Here is a 22,116-nt window from a genome sequence, read left to right as displayed (position 1 = left end):
AAATAAAACCTAAAGGCCGACAACCTTTAGGTTTATTTTTTATGCATAGCTATATTCATAAATTTTCTTGAGTCGACCGACTTCTACCGCACAGACGTGTTGATGTGTTAAATCTACGAGTGATAAACGTTTACCGTGTCCTGCGCCTGTATCGATATCAATCGTATGGTCTGCGACGTGAATGCGATGTTGTTTAACCCCTAATCGTTTCGTCGGTACATGACCATGTACGACACATTTTCCTTTAATTTTTCGCGATAATTTTGCGGGCGGTTCAAACCCAGATACTTCTTTTAATTTTTGTTTGGATAAACACTTCTTAGGGTTAACTCCTGCATGAACAAATAAGTAATCCCCAATATGTGCCATACTGTCGAATTGTTTTAAGACAGCTTTCCATTTGCGTTTCTCTTTTTCTTTTGACTTCATCCAGCGTACATCATGATTGCCTAATAAAACAATCGCACCTTCACGATGTAACTGTTGTACCATTTTAAGGGTCCCATCAGAATCAGGTCCATGATTGACATAATCCCCTAACAAAACCAGCTGATCACGTTTAGGATTATAATCTACATAAGCAAGTAAGGTTGCGAGTGCTTCTTTATGTCCATGAATATCTGATGAGACGAGTAATCTGCCTTTCATGATGATGCATGCCTCCTTTATCGTGTTCTCTCTATTTTGTTTGCTTGTTTTTAGTATAGCGAAAAACTGCCGAATTGTTTTTTAAATTTTTGTAAAGTTAGAAAGAGGTTGGGTGAAGCGGTGGTGTATCATTCAAGTTGATATAATAAACCAGACGATCTGTCCATTCCCCGTTCTCAAAAATAAATTGTGTTCTGGTACATTCATACTCAAAACCGCACTTCTTCAATAAGGCGATAGAGGCATGATTACCTGGATGTACATGGGCTTCTAGTCGATGATATTTTAAACGCTTAGCGATTTTAAATATGGCTGTAAAAGCTTCATACGCATAACCTTGACGCCAAAATTGATTATGAATCGCATAACCGCATTCTGCCCATTGAAAATGTTGACGTGCTAACGTTACTAAATTGAAGTTGCCGAGATGTACACCATCAGCTTTGCGAAATACACCAAAGACATAAGTATCATCTGATTGAATAAGCGCTTGTTGTTGTGCAATCAAACGCTGAAACCACGCTTTAGAGTAATGAGATATCTCTAAACAACCTTCATCAAAAGGACTTTGAGGCATGGCTCGACCTGCATAGCCTTTTACCCATTGCTCATAATCTTCTGTATTCATTGGTCTGACTTCTAACCGTTCTGTTGTTTCTGTTAAGTATTCAAACTGCATCTCTTCCCTCCTCTCTTCTAATCTGGATTATTCACATTCTTACGCTTTTTCATTCAAAAATGTTATATTTAAATTGAAATTAACTAAACAACAATTCTAAAAGGAGGTCATCCTATGTCATTCAAGGAATATGTAGAAGATGTTGTAGAAACAATCAAACATATGCGCTTTGGTTCTAAAAACGGTATTATCATGATTGTTTCTGCCATTGTGTTAAGTGCGATCACAACACCAATTATCGGTCTTCCATTAGGCGCTTGGATTGGTTACTATTTAGAGAAAAACGGTAAATAATTTTGATAGACGCTATGTAAAGAAATCCCTTGAGACACTTCATTAAAGTACTCAAGGGATTTTTATTTATTTTTGAAGTGCTAACAAGTCACTTGTGAGATGACGTGTAGCTTGATAGGCTTGTTGGTAAATTTCAAAGTATGCTTCATACGTCTGATGACGTTTTAAATCAGGTTGGAACACTTTTGAATAATGAATAAAGGCTTCTGCACAATCTTTCAATGAATCATACCAACCTAAGCTGTATGCTGCTAACATTGCTGCACCCATACTTGGTCCTTCTTCATGTTTCAACTTATAGATTTCAGTGTTGAAGACATCTGCTTGAAGTTGGAGCCAGAAATCACTCTTAGCACCGCCACCTGTTGAGACAATCTTAGTCACATTGCGTCCAATACTACGTAAGTACACTAATGAATCATATAAAGAATACGTAATACCCTCTACCACTGCACGTCCAAAATCACCACGTGTATGATTACCTGTAATACCAATAAAGCTGCCTCGAATTGACGCATCACCATGCGGTGTACGCTCTCCAACTAGATAAGGTGTAAAGATTAAACCGTGTGCACCAATTTGAGAGGCTTCGACATCTTTCATTAAAGTGGTGAAATCATCTTCAGGATAAAATTCACGTTTAAACCAACTCAAACTATAGCCTGCACTTAACGTCACACCCATTAAATAGTTAACATCCGGTACCGCATGATTCATCAAATGAATTTTATGACCATAGCCTTCTGATTCTCCGACAGGTTCGCAAATTAATAACACACCTGATGTACCGATACTACAAATCGCATCATCAGGATGAATCACGCCTGAGCCTAACGCTGCACATGCATTGTCTGCTCCGCCCGCAAAAACAGGTACAGGTTTATTAAGAGACAATTGTTGTTGTAACTCAGCTTTTAATACACCGACTTGTGCGTGTGATTCAACTAAGTCTGGATAAATATGGTCTGGAATATCAAACGAAGCACCTAACGCTTTATCCCATGCCTTAGTTTGTGGATTTAATAACATCGTTGCAGCCGCATCTGAATACTCTGTGTGCAATACACCTGTTAACGCAAAGCGTAAAAAGTCTTTCGGCAACATAAACGTATCAATTTGTTTAAATAAATCCGGTTCATGTTGTTGTACCCATAAGAGTTTAGTCAGTGTAAATCCTTCGACCACAGGATTACCAAGAACTTGATCACCATACTTCGCTTTGATTTGTTCACATTGAGGAGTCGTACGTGTATCGTTCCATAAAATTGCACGTCTTAATGGTTGACCTGCCTGATCTACAATAACAAGTCCATGCATTTGACCTGAAAATGAAAGACCTTCAATCGAAACATCTGATAATACTGGTTGTGCTAATAAATGATGGAGCCCATTTACTGCAGCTGCCACCCATTCTTCTGGTGCTTGTTCTGAATAACCTGGATAGTCGTGATAAAGTTTGAGCGGTTCACTTTGTGTGCCGAGTACATTGCCTAAGCGATCGACCGCAATCAGTTTAATTGCGCTCGTTCCTAAATCGATGCCGATTACCGCTTCTGTTGTCATGTAAATCATCCTTTCCAAACGATTAAATACGAGTATTTTGATGAATCAAGTATTACTTTTTATCTCATTAGTTATAGTATAGCGTTTTCATTTATATAAATATATATCCTTTATACTAAATTTATCTTTATTATGTATACATCGGTATGCTAGAAAACTCACATACCTTATTACTCAAAAAAGCACACGAGCAACGTTTGCTCGTGTGTCTTTGATTGATGTTATTAAGAATTCCATAAATCCGCTAAACCTTGGAATGATAAGAATCCTGTTACGATTGTTACGAGTACAGCAAGTACACCGAACATTAACATCCATGTTGGATGTTTGTAATCGCCGACAATTGATTTCTTCTTACTTGCGATTAAAATAACACCTAATGTAATCGGTAAGATTAAACCGTTCAACGCACCTGCGATGATTAATAATTTAACTGGTTTACCGATTAATAAGAATGTAATCGTTGAAACAACGATGAACACAATCACAATGATATTACTGCGTTTCATCAATGATTTGCTTAACGTTTTCAAGAATGTTGCACTTGTGTACGCTGAGCCGATTACTGATGATAAGGCAGCTGCGAATAATACGATACCGAAGATATTCTTACCAATTGGTCCAAGTGCGTGTTCGAATACTGATGCTGGCGGGTTTTCAGGGTTTAATGTCACACCTGTAACAACCACACCTAATACAGCTAAGAATAATAAACCACGCATGACACCTGTTGTTAAGATACCAGCAATCGCTGAATGGTTAACAAACGGAAGATAGTCTTTCCCTTTGATTCCTGAATCCAAGATTCTGTGTGCACCTGCGAATGTGATATAACCACCCACAGTACCACCAATTAATGTGATAATCGGTAATACTAAAGCACCTGGATGTTCAGGCATAACCATTTTCTCTGCAGCTTCTAAGTATGGTGGATTTGATTTCACCATTACATACGCTGTAATACCAATCATCATTACCCCTAAGATCATCGTTACGAAGTCCATCACTTTTTGACCGCTCTTACTAATGAATACGCCAATTGCTAAAATGGCTGTAATTGCGGCACCCCATTTTACATCAATACCGAAAATCGCATTTAAACCTAAACCGGCTCCTGCGACGTTACCGATATTGAAGGCCAGACCACCGATCGCAACTAAAATGGAAATGAAGGTCCCTAACCCTTTAACCATTTTGTTCGCGATTTCTTGTCCACGTAAGCCTGTCACAACCAAGATACGCCAAATATTGATTTGCGCTCCGATATCAATAATGATAGATAATAAGATCGCAAACGCGAAACTTGCGGCGAATTGTTGTGTGAAAACCGCTGTTTGTGTTAAGAACGCCGGACCGATGGCTGATGTCGCCATTAAGAAGACTGACCCTAATAACAGTCTCTTATGTTCCTTAGTGAACTGGAACTCCGGTTTGTTTTGTTTGTTTTCTCCCATAGATTAACCCCCTAATTTCGTAATCGAAATACCTTCTTTCGTTAGTCTTTCTCGTATTTTCGATACGAATTCCAATGCATGCGCGCCATCGCCATGCACACAAATTGTATCTGCTTTAAGCTCAATTTCTTTTCCTGTTTTCGCAATGACTTTGTTTTCTTTAACCATCTTCACAACCTGTTCAATCGCTTCATCCGTATCCGTTAACACAGCGTCAGCTTCTTTACGGCTTACTAGTTGACCGTTTTCTTCATAACGTCTGTCTGCGAATACTTCATTTGCGGCTTTCAAACCAACTGCTTCGGCTTCTGATACTAATAATGTATTAGATAAGCCCACTAAAATTAGTGATGGGTCCACGTCATATACTGCTTGTGCAATTGCGTGTGCAATATCTTTGTCACGCGCACCCATGTTATATAAGGCACCATGAGGTTTAACATGATTGATTTTGACATCGTGAATACGGCAAAACGCTGATAAAGCACCAATTTGGTATGCAACCAAGGTATAAATCTCATCAGGTGATAAATCCATATTACGGCGTCCGAAACCTTGAATATCATGGAAGCCTGGGTGTGCACCGATGCCCACACCGTTTTCTTTCGCAAGTTTCACAGTTTCATACATTACATTTTCATCACCTGCGTGGAATCCGCAGGCAATGTTTGCGGAGGTAATCAAAGGAATAATTTGGTGATCTCCACCGAATGAATAATTGCCGAATGCTTCGCCTAAATCACAATTCAAATCTATTTTCATGTTAAAGCAGCCCCCTTAGTAATTTGATGACGGTCTAAGAATTTAATATCGACATCTTTAGCATCACCATCAGCGTATGCTGGATATGATAATACCGCATACAAGAAATCAGCCGTTGTTGAGAAACCGTCAATGACCATTTCATCAAGTGTTGCTTTTAATTTCTCAATCGCATGCGTACGGTTTGCACCTTTGACAATCACTTTTGCGACAAGTGAATCATAGTAAGGTGACACGACATAACCTGGATACAATAATGAATCGACACGTACATTGAAACCTTGTGGTAAATGTAATGCTTTGACTTTACCTGGTGAAGGTTGGAATTTACGTTCTGGATTTTCTGCGTTGATACGTGCTTCAATCACGTGGCCAGTGAAGTGAATATCATCTTGGCTGAATGGCAGTTCTCCATGTTTCATTAAGTAAAGTTGTGCTTGTAATAAATCTCTGTCAGCACGCATTTCTGTGACAGTATGTTCTACTTGGATACGTGCGTTCATTTCGATGAAGTAATATGCATCATCAGTTACTAAGAACTCGATTGTACCCGCACTACGGTAATTAGATGCTTGCGCAACTTTAACCGCGTCTTCACAAATCTTTTGACGCTTTTCTTCTGATAGTGCTGCACATGGTGATTCTTCGATTAATTTTTGGTTTTTACGTTGTACTGAACAGTCACGTTCACCTAAGTGTACATAATTTTCTTTACCGTCACCGATAACTTGTACTTCTACGTGTTTCGCAACTGGAATAAATGCTTCAACGTAAATACGATCATCATCGAAGTATTTTTTACCTTCACTTTGTGCTTCTTTAAAAGCTTTCTCTAAATGTTCTGGTTCTTTAACGATACGGATACCTTTACCGCCACCGCCGCTTGCGGCTTTTAATACGACTGGATAACCGATATCTTTAGCAATTTCTTTAATTTCATCAACAGAATGTACCGCACCGATAGAACCTGGGATAATCGGCACATCGGCAGATTCAACTGTTTGACGTGCAGTGATTTTATCACCCATCATTTCCATCGTACGTTTTGTCGGTCCAATAAAGTAGATATCATTTTCTTCTACTTTTTGCGCAAAGTTAGGGCTTTCTGATAAGAAACCATAACCTGGATGGATTGCATTGGCACCTGTAATTTCTGCTGCTGCAATAATACGATTAATATTTAAATAGCTATCAAGCGGATTCGCTTCGCCAATACAAATGGCTTGGTCTGCTAAACTGACATGCAGACTCTTTTCGTCTCCTTTCGCATATACGGCTACTGTTTCAACGCCCACTTCACGGCAGGCACGAATAATACGTACAGCGATTTCTCCTCTATTCGCAATTAAACAACGATACATGATAATTTCTCACCCCTTTACTTAACTTCAATCAGTGCTTGGTCATATTCTACATTTGTGCCATGATCAACTAAGATATCTGTAACTTCGCCTTCTACTTCACTAGTTACTTCATTCATGACTTTCATTGCTTCGATATAACCGATAACATCGCCTTTTTTAATTTTGTCTCCGACTTTCACAATCGGTTCAGTTAATTCTTTTGTATCTTGCAAGAAGAATGTGCCGACCATTGGCGCATTCACTGTTTCACCAGATGCTTGGTTATCAGCTTGTGGTTCTTGAGCCGCTTCTGGTGCTGGATTAGATGTTGCTTGATTTTGAATTTGTGTTGCTGGTTGTGTTTGTTGCGGTGATGAAAAATCTAATTCAATTTCATGTGCCTCATCTTTATATTTGAACTTGTTCACCTTGTTCTCTTTAACTAAGTTAATTAAATCTTTGATTTCTTCTAATTTCATTTCTATTCATCCCCCTCTAGTAATTCGCTAATACGTTTTGATGTTGTTCTCATTTCCCTCATGTCAAACAACGGTTCTTTTTCTATTGCTTCTAATGAAGCTTCGAAACCTTTATTATAATCATCTAAATGTTGAATGGCTTCTTCCACAGTTACCCACTCAAAGTTTACTTTTTGACCGGGTTGTTTTTGTGCCAAGACACTTAAGTCTGACTGGCAGACTGTCGCAATCTTAGTGTAACCGCCGACTGTTTGTTTATCATTCATCAATACAATCGGGTTACCGTCATTTGGTACTTGTACACTGCCGAGTGCAACAGGTTCAGAAATAATATCTGCACTGTCTGTCGGCGGAATAGAAGCACCCTTCAAACGAAAGCCCATACGATCCGATTGTTCAGAAATCTCAAAAGGTTCTGACACTAACCCTTCATGGCTAGCATCAGGGAAGCTGTCATATTGCGGACCTTCCACAACTCTGATCGCATCTGTCCCTTCATGGATTAAATCTAAATCGCTCGTATAACCGACATGACGACGGTAATCATTATTATAATGAACCGGAATCATATCATCTTTTCTTAATGCACGGCCATGGAAACCGCCCATTTTAGTACGTGTATGCGTCGCATAACTTCCTGCAACTTCAGGTACGTCAATCGGATGACCGAAGTGTAAATAACCTCTTGCGCCTGTAATTGCGGCGTTTAATGCGAGTACATCACCTTTATATACTTGTACAACCGTTTGGTGGGAAATCGGATCACCATTCAATGTTGCTTTAAATTCTGCGCCTGTAATAACTACAGTATTATCTTCTAAGAATTGTAATGTCGGTCCGATAATAGTTGCTTCGATTGCCGGACCTTCATTACCGATTAATTGTGTACCTAAACGGTAACTATATCTATCTAATGCACCTGCACTAGAGAAACCTTCTTTTTGGTAACCATAACGTCCGATATCTTGAATTGTTGAGAATAGTCCTGGTTTAATAATTCTAATGCTCATCTTGAACAGTCACCCATCTTTCTATATCAAAATCAGGATCGTTTTTCTGTGCGATAATCTCATCATACGTATCTTGTGAGATTTGATAGAATTCAATACGATCTCCCGCTTCATAAAGTGTCATTGGTTCACGGTCCAAGTCGAACACATCTAAAGGTGTACGTCCGATAATTTGCCAACCGCCTGGCGAATCTTGCGGATACAAACCAGTTTGGTTTTTCGCAATGCCGACAGAGCCAGCATCAATACGTACTCTTGGTTCATCCCTTCTTGGTGTATACAGACGCTCATCTAATCCACCAAGATATGGGAAACCAGGCATAAATCCTAGCATATAAATTAAATAAGTTGGTTCTGTATGTAATTGAATCACATCTTCAACTGTTAAATCATTAAGCTTAGCGACTTCTTCAATATCAGGTCCGTATTTTCCTCCATAAATGACTGGAATACGTACCACTTTGGAGCTTTCTGACGTCTCAATATCACTTACATCGAGCGTATCAAGCTTCAAGTCTTCGATTAATGCTTTCGCATGAATCTTATGATCATCGAAGTGAATCATCACTGCACGATAAGACGGTACAATCTCTTTAATCGCTTCATGATCTTGGCGTTCCAAATAAACCACAAGTTGTTGGACTTTCTTGAATGTCTCAGGTGCAATCTGCGGTTCAAAGCGAACTAAGATAGCTTGTTCACTGATAATTTGGTAATCCATTGTTTTGCCTCCCCTTTGTGTTAGGTAATACTGAACATCTATCCAGACGTTCTTTCCTTTGTTTAAGAATGTGACTGCACAAACTGAAACTTAGCTTCAGCTCGGGCAGTCTTTATATGTTTAACACTGTTATCTCTTCAGTTGTTAAGATACTTTTGAAAATTGTAACCGTTTTAAAAACGGCCAACAAATTTAATTATAACATTTATGCCCCATCCGTATCGATTAACTTGGGTATTAAAATCACAACTCAAATTCTATAAGAAATTTTAATAATATGAAATCATGCCTTTTATCGCCATTTTCATAAGTTTTCTGACAATTTAGATGAAAACCTTTTCATGCGTATTGTTTTAATATAATACATTTGTTACCTAAGTAAAAGACTTTTTTTGCTATAATTTTACACTTCGAATTGTGTTTAATTTAATATCCAATGGTACAACAGGGTTTAGACGATATTACAATCCTATTAAATTTCTGATTTTATTTGTCAGAAATACGATTATCCTAGGAATCTGAAGATTTCTTTATCATAAAGTTTAAAGATTTTGATGAAAATAAAGTGCGCGATATAAGCAACCGTAAATGGAACGACAAAGAATGCGGTGATAATCAAGACTAATTTCAACCAAACTTCATCAACATGCATAAATCTAAAGGCATTAATCGGTCCGACCATACCGATAATACCGAAACCTGCAGACTCTTTTGTTCCGCCAATACCGATAATACCGAAACCTGCAGACTCTTTTGTTCCGCCAATACCGATAAAACTTGCCACAAAACCTGAGATGGCTGCGGTAACTGTAATCGGTACTAACATCACAGGATATTTAACCATATTTGGAAGCATCATCTTAACACCGCCTAGTAAAATTGTGGCAGGAACACCGAGACGGTTTACAGTGATTGTCCCAAAAACTAATGTTGCTTCAGCTGCTGTAATACCGATTGATGCTGCACCAGCTGCTAGACCGCTGATACCGATGGCCATAGATGTTGCTACTGTGGAAATCGGTGAAATGATGATCATACTATAAGCAATCGCAATCAGCATACACATTAACACTGGCTGCATCTCTGTAAAGGTATTAATGATATGTCCAATACCTGTAGTGACTAATTTTACGTATGGCAAAGTATGTAATGTAATAAACCCAGTAATAACTGCTACAAAGGTAGGTAAAATGATTAAATTCAAGCTTCCGAAGCGTTCACCTATGAATAAAATTAAAAGTGAGGCGATTGAAGCTGCTAACATCGTATTGATCAAGTCACCAATACCTGTGATTACCCATGCACCATTTTTAAATTGCGCTGCCCCGCTTCCGATAAATGAAGCTGCCGCAACAACCGCAATGCCAAGCGGTGTGAATTTAAAGCGATGTGCGACTAATGCACCAACCAACATCGGCACCGTAAATTGAATGGCTGTTGCTACTTGTAATAGAACACCTGCTGATTTAGAGTACGGTGATAATGCTTTTAAAATTTCCCCTAATACCGCATGCGGTACGAGTCCTGCGATAATTGCGAATGCGACCCCGTTTAATACGTTATAAAAAAATGTACCCACCGACACCTTGGTACCTGGTCTTGTCATAGTTCCTCCCATATATTCTCCTCCGTTTTCTGTGTTGTTAATTATGTTTGTAATATTCTGATAATTCTAATATTTAAAATACTTAAAGTCAATATCTGCTCGAATTTAATAATGGTTTTAAGAACATATAATAGTAAGAAACCACTAAAATGGTAGAATGAATTATCTTATAACCCTTTCTAAATAAGCTATCTTTTGTATCACAATAAAAAAGAGACAGAAACCACACATATGATTACTGTCTCATTAATGTATTAATCGATAAATTTAAAGATTTCTTCATCATAAATTTTAAATATTTTACTATAAACAAAGTGCGCGATAAACGCAGTAATAAATGGAACGATAAAGAATGCGACTGCACAAAGTATCGCTTTAAGCCAGAAGTCCCCGTAATCTAAAAATCTGAACGCATTGATCGGTCCAACTAAACCGATGATACCGAAACCAGCTGATTCTTTCGTTCCTCCAATACCGATTAAACTTGCCACAAAGCCGGTTACTGCCGCAGTCGTAGTAATCGGTAGGAAAATAATCGGATGACGTACTAAGTTCGGCAACATCATTTTAACGCCACCTAAAAAGATTGTCATCGGTACACCTAAGCGATTAACGCGCAATGTTCCGATTGTTAATACTGCTTCTACTGCCGCTATACCGATAGAAGCTGAACCTGCAGCTAATCCTTCAATACCGATTGCCATGGATAATGCGGCGGTTGAAATTGGCGAAATAACAATTGATGCATAAACTAATGAAATCAAAATACACATCGGAATCGGTTGTAATTCAGTAAAGCTATTAACCATATTACCGATGGCTGTTGTGACAAGTTTGACATAAGGTAGTGTATGCAATGCGATGAAACCTGTACTTACTGCCACAAATGTCGGTAATATAATCAAGTTCAAGCTGCCAAAACGTTCACCAATAAATAAAATCATAAGCGAAGCGATTGCAGCTGCGAACATAGTGTTGATTAAGTCACCAATACCTGTGATAACCCATGCATTATGTTTAAAGACGACAGCGCCACTACCGATAAAGGAAGCCGCTGAAACTACCGCGATACCTAAAGGTGTAAATTTAAAACGATACGCAACTAACGCACCGATTAAACAAGGCACCGCAAATTGAATAGCCGTCGTAACGTGTAGTAATTGAGTAAAGACTGGATTGAATGGGACAAGTGCTTTTAAGATTTCTCCTAAAATCGCATTCGGGATTAAACCTGCTACGATACCAATCGCAACCCCATTTAATAAGTTAAAAAGAAAATATTTGGGACCTATCTTAGTCCCTGGATGTGTGGGTGAAGTATGATCCATCGCTGTGTGTTCCATAAAAAGACTCCTCTCGTGATGCAAAAGACCTGATGTTTTCGTAATTTTCAGAATTATTGTATGCCTATCATTAAAGTATGTCAATGACAGAAAATAGAAAAAAGCAGCCGAAGCTGCTTAAAAATTACAGAGTACTAAAACATTCGCTACGCTTGAATGCAAAAAGCAAAAGAATCACTTATACCTAAAATTACAGAGTACTAAAACTTCTTGTACAGTTACTCAATGAGAGGGCTTGAATCACTTATACCTAAAATTACAGAGTACTAAAACTGCTCGCCACTACAAATGGTGGCAATATTGGAATCACTTATACCTAAAATTACAGAGTACTAAAACTTGTGTCATGTCATGTCATAACATGAATTCGAATCACTTATACCTAAAATTACAGAGTACTAAAACAAGCACCAGCTAACTGCAATACTTGTTTAGGAATCACTTATACCTAAAATTACAGAGTACTAAAACTAAGTCGATAAACTCTTTCATCTCTTGTTTGGAATCACTTATACCTAAAATTACAGAGTACTAAAACCTTATGGTGATGAGATGAAAACGCAAATGCGAATCACTTATACCTAAAATTACAGAGTACTAAAACTGATTTGCGCACGTACGAAACGGTCTACCCGAATCACTTATACCTAAAATTACAGAGTACTAAAACTTGTTGTGACATGATATACACAACACTCTGAATCACTTATACCTAAAATTACAGAGTACTAAAACGCGTACAATCCGTTAATTCTAATACCTTTGGAATCACTTATACCTAAAATTACAGAGTACTAAAACATAATGTATTTTGGGCTTACTGGTGACAATGAATCACTTATACCTAAAATTACAGAGTACTAAAACTGTGCTACCTCCCATGTGATTTTAATATTGAATCACTTATACCTAAAATTACAGAGTACTAAAACCTCTAGCACAATTATAAACTTGAATTTTGGTTAAGAAAATAGATACGCCGATAATGCTGAAGAAATTTTCTCCTTATCAATGTCTAGGTGATAGTTAAATTTGCAATGTTTTAAAAAAGCTATGACTATATAAAGATCCAAATCATCGAAAACAACAATTTCCGTCAAATTATAATTAGAAATTGTAGGATTAACTTCTAGAAAAGAACAATAGTTTTTAAACAAATACTCAAATCTCTCTTTAAACTTTTCTATTTCTATATTAATTGGCGCATTCCAGTAACTATCATCAATAAACTCTTCAGTAATCATTTGGATATTGTTGATAAAGTAGTTCAAACCTTTGATATTCTCTGATAAAAAATATGAGGACTCTGTTAATACTATTATTGGAATTGGCAGATCATTTAATGTTTTTCTAAATCTAATTTGCTCTTTTATACTTAAACCCGCTTCTGGATACAGATAAATCAAAAACGCCTTTTCTTTTGCTTGATAATTCATTTCATCTACTACTAACGGGACTACTTGTTCTAAACGATTAATCAGCCTAGCATAATCTTCAGTGTAATCATATTTAAATGAAAGCAGTCTTATAAACTGCTTTAAATCAAATGATTTAACAGCCAAAGGTAAAGTCCCTCTTAGATTTTCCCTTAAGTCATCCAATAATACATTAATCGAATTGATATATCCTTCTATTTCCATATCATTATGCAATTCTCTAATGATTTTCTTAGTCATCATACTTGTTGCTGCTAATTGATGCTCATTTTCTATAGCAGAATGATTCAAGATAAAACCTCTAAACCGATTATTTGAAACCCTCTCACATTCTAAAAGATTTGTAATGGTTACACAGTCTTTATTGGAATTTCTTGGTTGAAAGTAATTCTTAAGTGTTTCTAGAATGTATTCTTCATGTGTTGAATCTTCATTGTAAATAGAGGTATACTCACTAGTATTTAAAATAACTCTTGGTAATTCCTCAATACTAATCTCTAAAACCGCTTCATACATATTTTTTCTCCTAAAATAAAATGGTACGATTATCTCCTAATATTTCAATATTTTTATCTTCTTCACCCAATAATATTTTCATTTTCTCATATTGCTTCTCCGTAATTGTCAATGCTCTCACATGACCATCAGGCGGCAAGATACGTTTCACATAATTCACACTGCTTTCTGCTGAATCTTTATTTATACAACTTTTAATGTAAATAGAGTACTGCATCATCAAAAACCCTTCAGAAATCAGCCCTTTTCTAAACTTACTATATAAGCGTCTTTCCTCTTTCGTGTCAGTTGGGAGATCAAACATTATCATTACTCTCATAAATTTATAACTCATGATTCATAAAAAGAATATTGTTTAATGTTTGGTAGCTTGAGTGTTTCATATCTCCCCGTTCTGAAATACTCAATGATTGATTGAACCATAATTTCAATCGCTCTAATAACTGTGTGCTGCTTTCCGTCAATTTGTACTCTTGCATGCATTAAATTCACTAACTCTAATCTATATGCCTTTGTCATATATTCTTCTTCTGGAGGATGTTTTAATAGATATAAATCTACTAATGGTCTAAATACTTCAATGATGTCTGATGCAAGGTTAAAATGATTTCGTGCACCAATATGATGAATACCAAGTGCTGGAATTAACCCTTTTGCTACAATGGTTCTAGCGATTGCTGAATTTAAAATTGTATAACCAAAATTCAACACCATATTTTCTATTAAAAATTCATCATCACGTCTGAAACCCTCAAAAAATGTATTGAAATAATATTTAGCTGCTTGTCCTTCTATATTCATTTCATCTCTAGATGTAACTAAAGTTTGCAACTCTTTCATTTTAATAATTCTTTCATCAAGGACTCCAACATGTTTCATACATTGAATCTGATTTTGAATTTTTTGAACCAATATATGTTTCCACAATTCTCCTTTATTTTGTTCTGACCATTGAAGTTGCTCTTTCATTTGTCCGTATTGGTTAAAATGACCATTAATTGGATGCACCATACATTCCGGTAAATGTTGTTGATTGCAAAAAACCACTAAAATATTATATTTAGAAAGCTCTATCATAAGCCTTGAGGTTATAGTTGTTGTTAAGTCTTCAATTACAATAGCGAAAATATCGCTTAGGGGGATTTTAACCTCCAAATCCCCTTTTGCGATTTTCAAATTATTTAAGTTTAATGCAAGTTTATCTACTTCTGAAAGATATACAATTCTCCACGCCAAAAACTACTCACCCTTTCATGATCATTTGAGGCTTTTTCTTACTTTTTACTTTATAAAGATTCCCTAAAATATCTGTGGAATATTTTTCAATAGAATATGTTTTTTGAGATATCGTTTTCAATATTCGTGGTGTTCGTTTATCATTAATATTCTCCAAATATTCTTTATATGTGATTGGAATCATATTTAGCTCTACAACATTTCTTGTGTCGTTATTAACCCCTACAATTCTATATAACTCTCCATCAATTTTAATCAAATCATTATTATAAAAACTTGCGATAAACACTGCATTTTCATCAATTTTTTTCTCACTTTTTGCTTTCTCATAAGCATTTGAATCAATTTTAAAGAAACCTTCTTTTTTGATGACATCTAAATTTTTAACTGTCACAAATTTATATCCACCATTATCTAAGTAAACATCAAAGCGATATGGTTTTAATGATAGTTTTACTATTTTATTCTGACTATTTGAATAGTCGTTTGTAATATCAAGATGCGCATTTAACTTTTTACCGTAATATTTAACCTTTTTGATGATAGGTCCATTATCTTTTTTACTATATTTAGTTAAATAATTGCCTGTTTCTTCATGGTACTTATAAAGCGGGTTCTTCTCATTACTGTATTGTTCCATAATAGTTTTCAGTTTTTGATAAGTTTGTGGATCATGATGATACATTAATAATTTTTCTGGTGACTTCTTAATTAAATTTTTCAATTTATCATTATCTTTGTCATATAGTCCTTTGATGTTATTTATGATAAGTGTATTGCCTTTATCATCTTTCCTTGTTGAATATAAGGTATCATTTACTAATTCTCTATTCGGTTTTTTATCGACTCTGTGTGAGTACTTATAATCTTTAAAGTCTTTAATACTTTGTATTTGGCGCGGGATTACAAATATTTCTTTATATTCATCGTCAGTTTCAATTCCCGGCATATTTTCAGCTTGTTGCTCTTCAACTGTTTGGTTTTCCATGACTTTATTAGTTGTATCTAGTTTTTTCCATTCTTTGAAAATAAAGTCAGCGTTAGCAATGACCAATGCGTCTTCAGCATGATGTTTGTAACCTTGATTTCTTTCTTTTTTGAACTTCCATTTTTTTCTTAAGAAACTCGTGAAACCTCCATTAATCGATTTTACTTTGACATCTAAGTCATTTACTCTAAAATAGGATCTTAATAAATTCATTAACTCTCTAGTCGCATATCGTGTATCTACTAAATTACGGTTAATAAAATCTTTTTGGACACTAAATCGATTAATATCTCTTTCTTCTAATAAATATTCTTTTTTCTTCTTAGAAACTCTTCCTTTACCTTTAGAAAGGTTCAAAATATGCTTTTTAAATATCTCATAACTAATTTTCGCATCAGAAGAACTCAAATATTGAAATGGCGTTCTATTCCCTTTCTTACTATTCTCCTCTTGTTTTACTAGCACTTTATTATTGAAAGAGTTATCAAAAGAAACAGAACGAGGAATAATATGATCAACTTCATAATGATATGGATTATTAAGTAAATCTTCTAATGGAATAGGTTCCAATGAATACAAACATTTTCCTTCTTGCATATCATGCAATTTAATCTTTTCAATTAAGAATTTAGCTTTTTCTTTACCAGTTTCCTTAATGATTTTTTCGATTCTTTCATTAGTCTGGCGGTTTCTTTTCTGCATTTCATTGATGAATTTTTGTGCCTCTTTAGAATTCTTTTCTCTTGCTAGCTCAATAATAATATCTTTTGGCAAACCGAATTTTTTAATAATAGCATTAATCACTTTGATGGATTGAATGAATGAACGTTTCACCACTGGCGATAAGATAAAATCGTCCACTAAAGATGTTGGTATTTCTTTTTGTTGGCTTAAATCAACTTTTTTCGGCACAAGTTTCAAACGATTGAAAATAGTCATTTGGTTATCACTTGTGTGCCATAATTCATCCAATATTAAATTGATAGCTTTTAGGGAGAGACGATGTGTGCCGGTATAACCAGTTAAATTTGAAATTTGTTCGATTTCTTCTTGTGTCAATTTTGGTTCCAGTTCAGCTAATTCTTCTTGTATATCTTCTGCTGACTGGTAAATCGTTAAAATTCCAGCGATTTGATTGAGTAGATCAGCATTCTCCAGAATTTCTTTTCGGGATGTAATGCCTTTTATATCATGATAAATTTTAAAATTAGTGAATTCTGGTTTACCTGTACTCGTTACACGATAGCCTTTAATATCTTCTTCATTCACAAGTATCTCTTTCGCAATTTGTTTGAGTGTCAGCTTTTTCTTTTGTTTAAAGACATTCTCAATAATCTGGAATTTCTCATAATACTCTAGTTTCTCATTCTCATCTCGTGCAATAACCAAGTTATTTAAATCATTTAGGGCATTGTATAAATCAGCATTATAAGCATATTTAACACTTCGTAATTCCTCAGGGAAATATGTACAATGTCCCATTAACATTTCATACCATTCTTTAATATCCTTCCAGCCAAATGGACTACCTTCTCCTGGACCTTCATAGTATGTTCTTCTAGTTTCTAATAAGCTGATATATGTCTCTATGAAAGTTTCATCAATTTTATGATGATTACTTTGTGTCTTTAATAACTGCTTTGCTTCTTTGATGTAATCAGATGTTTTGAAGCGGTTAGCTGCACCTCTTACTTCGCCTTGTTCTTTTAATCGTTCTAACTGTAATTCCGCAACATATTTATCTTCCAAGGCTTTATTATTTCTTGCGATTTGTTCTTTAGTGGATAATTCATTGCCTGTATCTTCTTCCACATCACTTACATTATGTACACCTCTGCGCTTTGCTAAATGAAGCAATGCCGCAGAAAATTCTTCATCGCTTAATTTTTCACTTAGTCCTTTACCGCGAGCTTCGTATGGATTTATTCCACTTATTTCACTGTCTTCATTTAATAATTTATAATCAAACAACATTTTTTTTACTCTTTGTAATCTATGTCTACGACGCCTCTTAAGTCGTCTTGCCCCTCTTTTTGATCGTCGTCCTTCATTATTTTCTACATTAGCTTCTTTAAATAAACGAACACCTGCATCTATAACATCTCTTGTTTCATAATCAATAATTCCATAACCCACTGATGTAATTCCAATATCTAGTCCTAAGATATAACTATTATTCATACTATCACTCCCTTATAATTTGAATATTTAAAATTTAATAAATGTAAAAAAAAATCTCGCCAAACAAGTTGACGAGATAAACACGGCATTTTGCCTTGTTTTAGTAGATTCTGTAATTTTAGGTATAAGTACAATACAATTATTAGTATTGTAACTTAATGATATTATAGTAGTCATTATTAGTCAATCAATATTTTGTATTTTCTAATAATTTTAATTTTGACTTTGTTGAAAGATTTGTTAGAACATTTCTTTCGTTATTCACTTTTACGTTTTCTACTAGTCATAACAGTTACCATACCTATTAATGAAATACACAAGCCAAAGATTACTAATACAAGATTTATTTCAGCTTCACCGGCTGCTGGTAATTCTTGTGATTGAGATGCATCAATTGATCTTGCTTCTGAAATTAATGCAGCAACTTTTTCATTGTATTCAGTCGTAGACATTTTACCAGTGTCTTTCAGATGTGTTAATTGAACTAACTTAGTTTGGTAAGGTTCATCTAATTTGATATTTTCAAATCCGATATTTGCCCATCCGTCACCGTCTGGATCCAATTCATCAGAAACTACTTCACCCGTAACTGCTTTAGCTGCTTGCGCTTCTGCACCTTTCACAATGTCTTCAATTCCAGTAAAAATTAATGCTACCGCAACTAACGTTGTTAAAAAGATACCGATTTTTCTCATTATAGGCCTCCTAAGTTTATCTAGTTTACTCATCTTTAACGTAACCAAACTTGCCTTCTTTAAAAACCCTATTTACAGTAACTAAACAAACTTTGCGGAATGTTCGTAAATGAAATAGAGGTGGCTCATTTTTTTCACTGTCTCATCGAACAATGCTAAAATTTATTAACAAAGAAACTGACATGGATGCACTAATCCCCTCACTACTACGAATAGCGAGGGGATTTTTAAATATGATTATAAACTTCTATTTATCGTTTTATTCATGATTACTATATTATTAATGTGCTTGTACTTTTCCTTTTTCTTTTAGCATCAATGCTGCTACTAAACCAACCACAAGTAATAGCGCTGCTAAATAGAACCCAATGGCCATTGAACCTGTAAGATCGGTTAAGAAGCCTGTAATGTATGGGGCTAAGATTGAAGCGGTCATTCCGATGAAGTTATAAACACTGAATGATGTACCTAATGCACTTTTAGGCGCATTATCCGCAACAACAGCAATTAAAACTGGGTTTGTACTGATTTTACCAACAATTCCATAGCCGATTAATGCAATATATAGAATGACTAAGTTATCGAAAAATACGATAGATGCTGTAAAAATAAACGCTAACGGTAACATAATCATTAATACTGGTTTTCTTCTTCCTAACTTATCTGATAACCAACTAAAGAATAAAGAGCCTGGAATAGCTGCCCAAGGTACGAGTGATGCAACAAAAGCTACCTGTGCACCATTGATACCTCTTTCTGATTCTAAGTAATACGGTAACCAAGTAATAATCATAAAGAATCCATAAATGGAACAGAAGATAATAATATAAGCTAGAATTAGATTTCGATTTTTAAATAAACTAGACATTTTAAATGGCGCTATATTTTCGTCTTGCTGCACTTGTTTACGTGGGCGTTCTTTAATAATACGATACATTAAAAACGCGATGATAAGTATCGGTACTGCCATAATATAAAATGGTATTCTCCAGCTCATTCCCATCTCAGAAACTGAAATACTCGAGATAAAATAACCGATTGATGTTCCAAAAGCCATACCACTATTAATTAAAGCACTGCCTAAAGTGATATTTTTTTCTGGTATAGCTTCTGACGAAAGTGCATATTGTGGACCATAGAACATACCTTGTGCTAAACCTACAATCACCCATGCGATAACAAATAAGAAATAGCTAGGCATCAAACCTGTAATAACCATAAAGATACCAAAAACTAAAAAACTAGGTACTAATATTTTCTTTCGACCTATTTTATCCCCCATGATACCTGAAGGAATTTGTGTAACGGTATAACCAATAAAGAACAAACTCATTATTAATCCTAATTGAGCATTATCTAAGGTGAATTCAGCTTTAATATTACCCATAATCGGATTTAATATTGTGCGTGCTGCATAAATAACTAACCAACCTAATGTAAAGACTGCAACAAGTTTTATCCAATATCGATTACTAACTTGATTTGCTTTGTTGTTATTCATAATGATCGCTCCTTTAAAATTACTTTCAATTTAAGCTTAACGAACATAAAAAAGGCGAACATTGGCAAAAATTCCAATTTTCACACGACCTTTTGACTACTTTAAACAATTTTAATTTTTATGAATAACAATGCTACTTAATTCTCATTCTTTTTATTAAAAACCAATAATTTTCACACTTCCGTCATACAATTTTCAAAATATGACAAACATTTGTCCTTTCATCTATTTAAAAATCTGCAATAATATAATATAGCTTTTATATAAAGCGAAATCATTACATTTTATATAGATAAAGAGGTAAATTATGAAACCCAACACATTTAATCCTATGCAGCGATTACACTTTTACGCTGCGGTCTTTATTACGCCTTTATTAATTACTTTGACTTTGTCAGGTATTGCTTATCTTTTCTTCCCTGAAGTTGAAAATCAATTGTATAAGCACGAATTCTATGGTCAAAGCGAACATACAAAACAACAATCTATGACCGATGCGATTAAACAAATCGAAAAAGAACATCCTGGTTACACTATCAATAAAGTTAGTGTGATGGAGTCACCTTACAATAACCGCATCACAATTGGTGATATGGAAGGTAATTCTTACTATATTTTTCTAGACAATCATAACCAAATTGTCGATCAACAAAATGCGAAATACACCTATTCCAATATGGTCAGAAGTATACATAGTTCCCTTTCAACTGAAAATACTGCGATTAACTACTTAGTTGAATTAACCGCATGTTGGACTGTTTTTATGATATTATCTGGTATTTATATGTTAGTACGTAAAAAGTTATTAAAATCTAACAACAAAGTACTCAAATTCCAAAAATGGCATGCGATTGTCGGATTAATAATCGCTATTCCGATGTTAATCTTAGTCTTTACAGGCTTACCTTGGTCTGGCTTCATGGGTGCTAAAATCAATCAGATTTCTACTGCGTACCCACAATTAGGACAAACTCAACTCGTCGCAAATCCACCTAAATCAGAAGCCAATGAAATTCCATGGGCTTTAAGACAAAAAGCAGCACCACAATCAGAAGGTGGTGGGCATCATGGTGGTATGGCGATGCCGATGACAAACATTCCTGGTCAATTATCTTTGGATAAAGTGATTCACAACGCTGAAAAGCAAGGTTTAACACGTCCTTTTGCGATTGTTTATCCAACCAGTCCTGATGGTTCCTTTACGCTATCTAAAGCCAGCAATAGTGGTGTAACCGGCTTTGATGTCGCACCTGAAAAAGAAACCACACGTTATATGGATCAATATACTGGTAAACAATTAGGCAAAGTGGATTATCAAGATTACGGTATCTTAGCGAAATGGTTAACTTGGGGCATTCCGCTTCACGAAGGCCACCTTTTCGGTATGGCTAATAAAATCATTAACTTGCTCGTATGTATCGCCTTTTTAGGCGGAATCATCTTTGGTTTCACGTCTTGGTTTAGACGCTTAAAACACATGAAACAAGCTGAAATGCTACCAAGACGTGTAAAAAAGCCGATGTCTATTTCACTTATAATCACTTTGATTATCTTAGGAGTTTTAATGCCTTTATTCGGCTTCTCACTCATTATCGTCTTTATTATAGAAACACTCTTATACTTCAAAGATAAGCGAAATAAACAATTGAATTAATCAACAG

At 35.4% G+C, this 22,116-nt stretch carries 19 protein-coding genes and 1 CRISPR repeat array; of the genes, 2 read left to right on the top strand and 17 right to left on the bottom strand.

What is annotated here, in order from left to right; genetic code table 11:
- Positions 1–39: 39 nt before the first annotated feature.
- A complete protein-coding gene (locus tag MUA87_RS02085; RefSeq protein WP_002479869.1) occupies positions 40–648 on the bottom strand; it encodes a metallophosphoesterase in 609 nt (202 codons plus the stop codon).
- A gap of 97 nt (positions 649–745) precedes the next feature.
- Positions 746–1,327: a GNAT family N-acetyltransferase gene (locus MUA87_RS02080; protein ID WP_262551235.1), complete on the bottom strand. Its 582-nt coding sequence runs from the start codon at positions 1,325–1,327 to the stop codon at positions 746–748.
- Between the two features lie 114 nt (positions 1,328–1,441).
- Between MUA87_RS02080 and MUA87_RS02075 the strand changes: the two genes are divergently transcribed.
- Positions 1,442–1,621 (top strand): VraH family peptide resistance protein, encoded by a 180-nt coding sequence (locus MUA87_RS02075; protein ID WP_002479871.1) that lies wholly within the window; start codon positions 1,442–1,444, stop codon positions 1,619–1,621.
- Between the two features lie 66 nt (positions 1,622–1,687).
- On the opposite strand, the gene xylB is transcribed toward MUA87_RS02075, so the two are convergent.
- The 15 genes from xylB to MUA87_RS02000 form a co-directional block, all read right to left on the bottom strand.
- Positions 1,688–3,184, bottom strand: coding sequence for a xylulokinase (xylB, locus tag MUA87_RS02070; RefSeq protein ID WP_262551234.1), 1,497 nt, complete (start codon positions 3,182–3,184; stop codon positions 1,688–1,690).
- A 224-nt stretch (positions 3,185–3,408) separates the two neighbouring features.
- Complete coding sequence (locus tag MUA87_RS02065; RefSeq protein WP_002479873.1) at positions 3,409–4,638, bottom strand: NRAMP family divalent metal transporter; 1,230 nt, start codon at positions 4,636–4,638, stop codon at positions 3,409–3,411.
- Between the two features lie 3 nt (positions 4,639–4,641).
- Entirely contained in the window at positions 4,642–5,400 is a 759-nt protein-coding gene (gene pxpA / locus MUA87_RS02060) for a 5-oxoprolinase subunit PxpA (RefSeq protein ID WP_057510028.1), read from the bottom strand.
- Complete coding sequence (locus tag MUA87_RS02055; RefSeq protein WP_002479875.1) at positions 5,397–6,761, bottom strand: acetyl-CoA carboxylase biotin carboxylase subunit; 1,365 nt, start codon at positions 6,759–6,761, stop codon at positions 5,397–5,399. Before MUA87_RS02055 ends, pxpA begins: the two co-directional genes overlap by 4 nt.
- A 17-nt stretch (positions 6,762–6,778) precedes the next feature.
- Complete coding sequence (locus MUA87_RS02050) at positions 6,779–7,222, bottom strand: acetyl-CoA carboxylase biotin carboxyl carrier protein (RefSeq protein ID WP_002479876.1); 444 nt, start codon at positions 7,220–7,222, stop codon at positions 6,779–6,781.
- 2 nt (positions 7,223–7,224) lie between these two features.
- The gene (locus MUA87_RS02045) at positions 7,225–8,232 is read right to left on the bottom strand and encodes a 5-oxoprolinase subunit C family protein (RefSeq protein ID WP_262551233.1); all 1,008 of its coding nucleotides are present in this window, start codon (positions 8,230–8,232) and stop codon (positions 7,225–7,227) included.
- Positions 8,222–8,953 carry a 5-oxoprolinase subunit PxpB gene (pxpB, locus tag MUA87_RS02040; protein WP_002479878.1) on the bottom strand — a complete coding sequence of 244 codons (732 nt, stop codon included), beginning with the start codon at positions 8,951–8,953 and terminating at the stop codon, positions 8,222–8,224. The genes MUA87_RS02045 and pxpB overlap by 11 nt, the downstream gene beginning before the upstream one ends.
- A gap of 505 nt (positions 8,954–9,458) precedes the next feature.
- Positions 9,459–10,571: a PTS sugar transporter subunit IIC gene (locus tag MUA87_RS02035; RefSeq protein WP_394356887.1), complete on the bottom strand. Its 1,113-nt coding sequence runs from the start codon at positions 10,569–10,571 to the stop codon at positions 9,459–9,461.
- A 242-nt stretch (positions 10,572–10,813) separates the two neighbouring features.
- Positions 10,814–11,902 carry a PTS sugar transporter subunit IIC gene (locus MUA87_RS02030; protein WP_082732266.1) on the bottom strand — a complete coding sequence of 363 codons (1,089 nt, stop codon included), beginning with the start codon at positions 11,900–11,902 and terminating at the stop codon, positions 10,814–10,816.
- Positions 11,903–12,073: 171 nt separating this feature from the next.
- Positions 12,074–12,834: a CRISPR direct-repeat array (repeat unit 36 nt; unit sequence GAATCACTTATACCTAAAATTACAGAGTACTAAAAC).
- 30 nt (positions 12,835–12,864) lie between these two features.
- A complete protein-coding gene (locus MUA87_RS02025; protein WP_070848935.1) occupies positions 12,865–13,854 on the bottom strand; it encodes a hypothetical protein in 990 nt (329 codons plus the stop codon).
- A 10-nt stretch (positions 13,855–13,864) separates the two neighbouring features.
- Positions 13,865–14,173 carry a CRISPR-associated endonuclease Cas2 gene (gene cas2, locus MUA87_RS02020; protein WP_060803561.1) on the bottom strand — a complete coding sequence of 103 codons (309 nt, stop codon included), beginning with the start codon at positions 14,171–14,173 and terminating at the stop codon, positions 13,865–13,867.
- Between the two features lie 11 nt (positions 14,174–14,184).
- A complete protein-coding gene (gene cas1, locus MUA87_RS02015; RefSeq protein ID WP_070848933.1) occupies positions 14,185–15,090 on the bottom strand; it encodes a type II CRISPR-associated endonuclease Cas1 in 906 nt (301 codons plus the stop codon).
- A 7-nt stretch (positions 15,091–15,097) separates the two neighbouring features.
- Positions 15,098–18,259 (bottom strand): type II CRISPR RNA-guided endonuclease Cas9, encoded by a 3,162-nt coding sequence (gene cas9, locus MUA87_RS02010; protein WP_262551232.1) that lies wholly within the window; start codon positions 18,257–18,259, stop codon positions 15,098–15,100.
- 257 nt (positions 18,260–18,516) lie between these two features.
- Positions 18,517–18,954, bottom strand: coding sequence for an LPXTG cell wall anchor domain-containing protein (locus MUA87_RS02005; protein WP_023015514.1), 438 nt, complete (start codon positions 18,952–18,954; stop codon positions 18,517–18,519).
- Positions 18,955–19,234: 280 nt separating this feature from the next.
- Entirely contained in the window at positions 19,235–20,455 is a 1,221-nt protein-coding gene (locus tag MUA87_RS02000; RefSeq protein ID WP_002479882.1) for an MFS transporter, read from the bottom strand.
- A gap of 307 nt (positions 20,456–20,762) precedes the next feature.
- On the opposite strand from MUA87_RS02000, the gene MUA87_RS01995 reads away from it, so the two are divergent.
- Positions 20,763–22,109 carry a PepSY-associated TM helix domain-containing protein gene (locus MUA87_RS01995; RefSeq protein WP_262551231.1) on the top strand — a complete coding sequence of 449 codons (1,347 nt, stop codon included), beginning with the start codon at positions 20,763–20,765 and terminating at the stop codon, positions 22,107–22,109.
- The last annotated feature ends 7 nt before the right edge of the window (positions 22,110–22,116 follow it).

It is taken from the genome of Staphylococcus simulans, assembly GCF_025561465.1.
In the GTDB taxonomy this organism is placed as follows: Bacteria; Bacillota; Bacilli; order Staphylococcales; family Staphylococcaceae; genus Staphylococcus; species Staphylococcus simulans.
The sequence above is the reverse complement of the archived record's forward strand: the minus strand, read 5'-3'. Positions and strand labels throughout refer to the sequence as shown.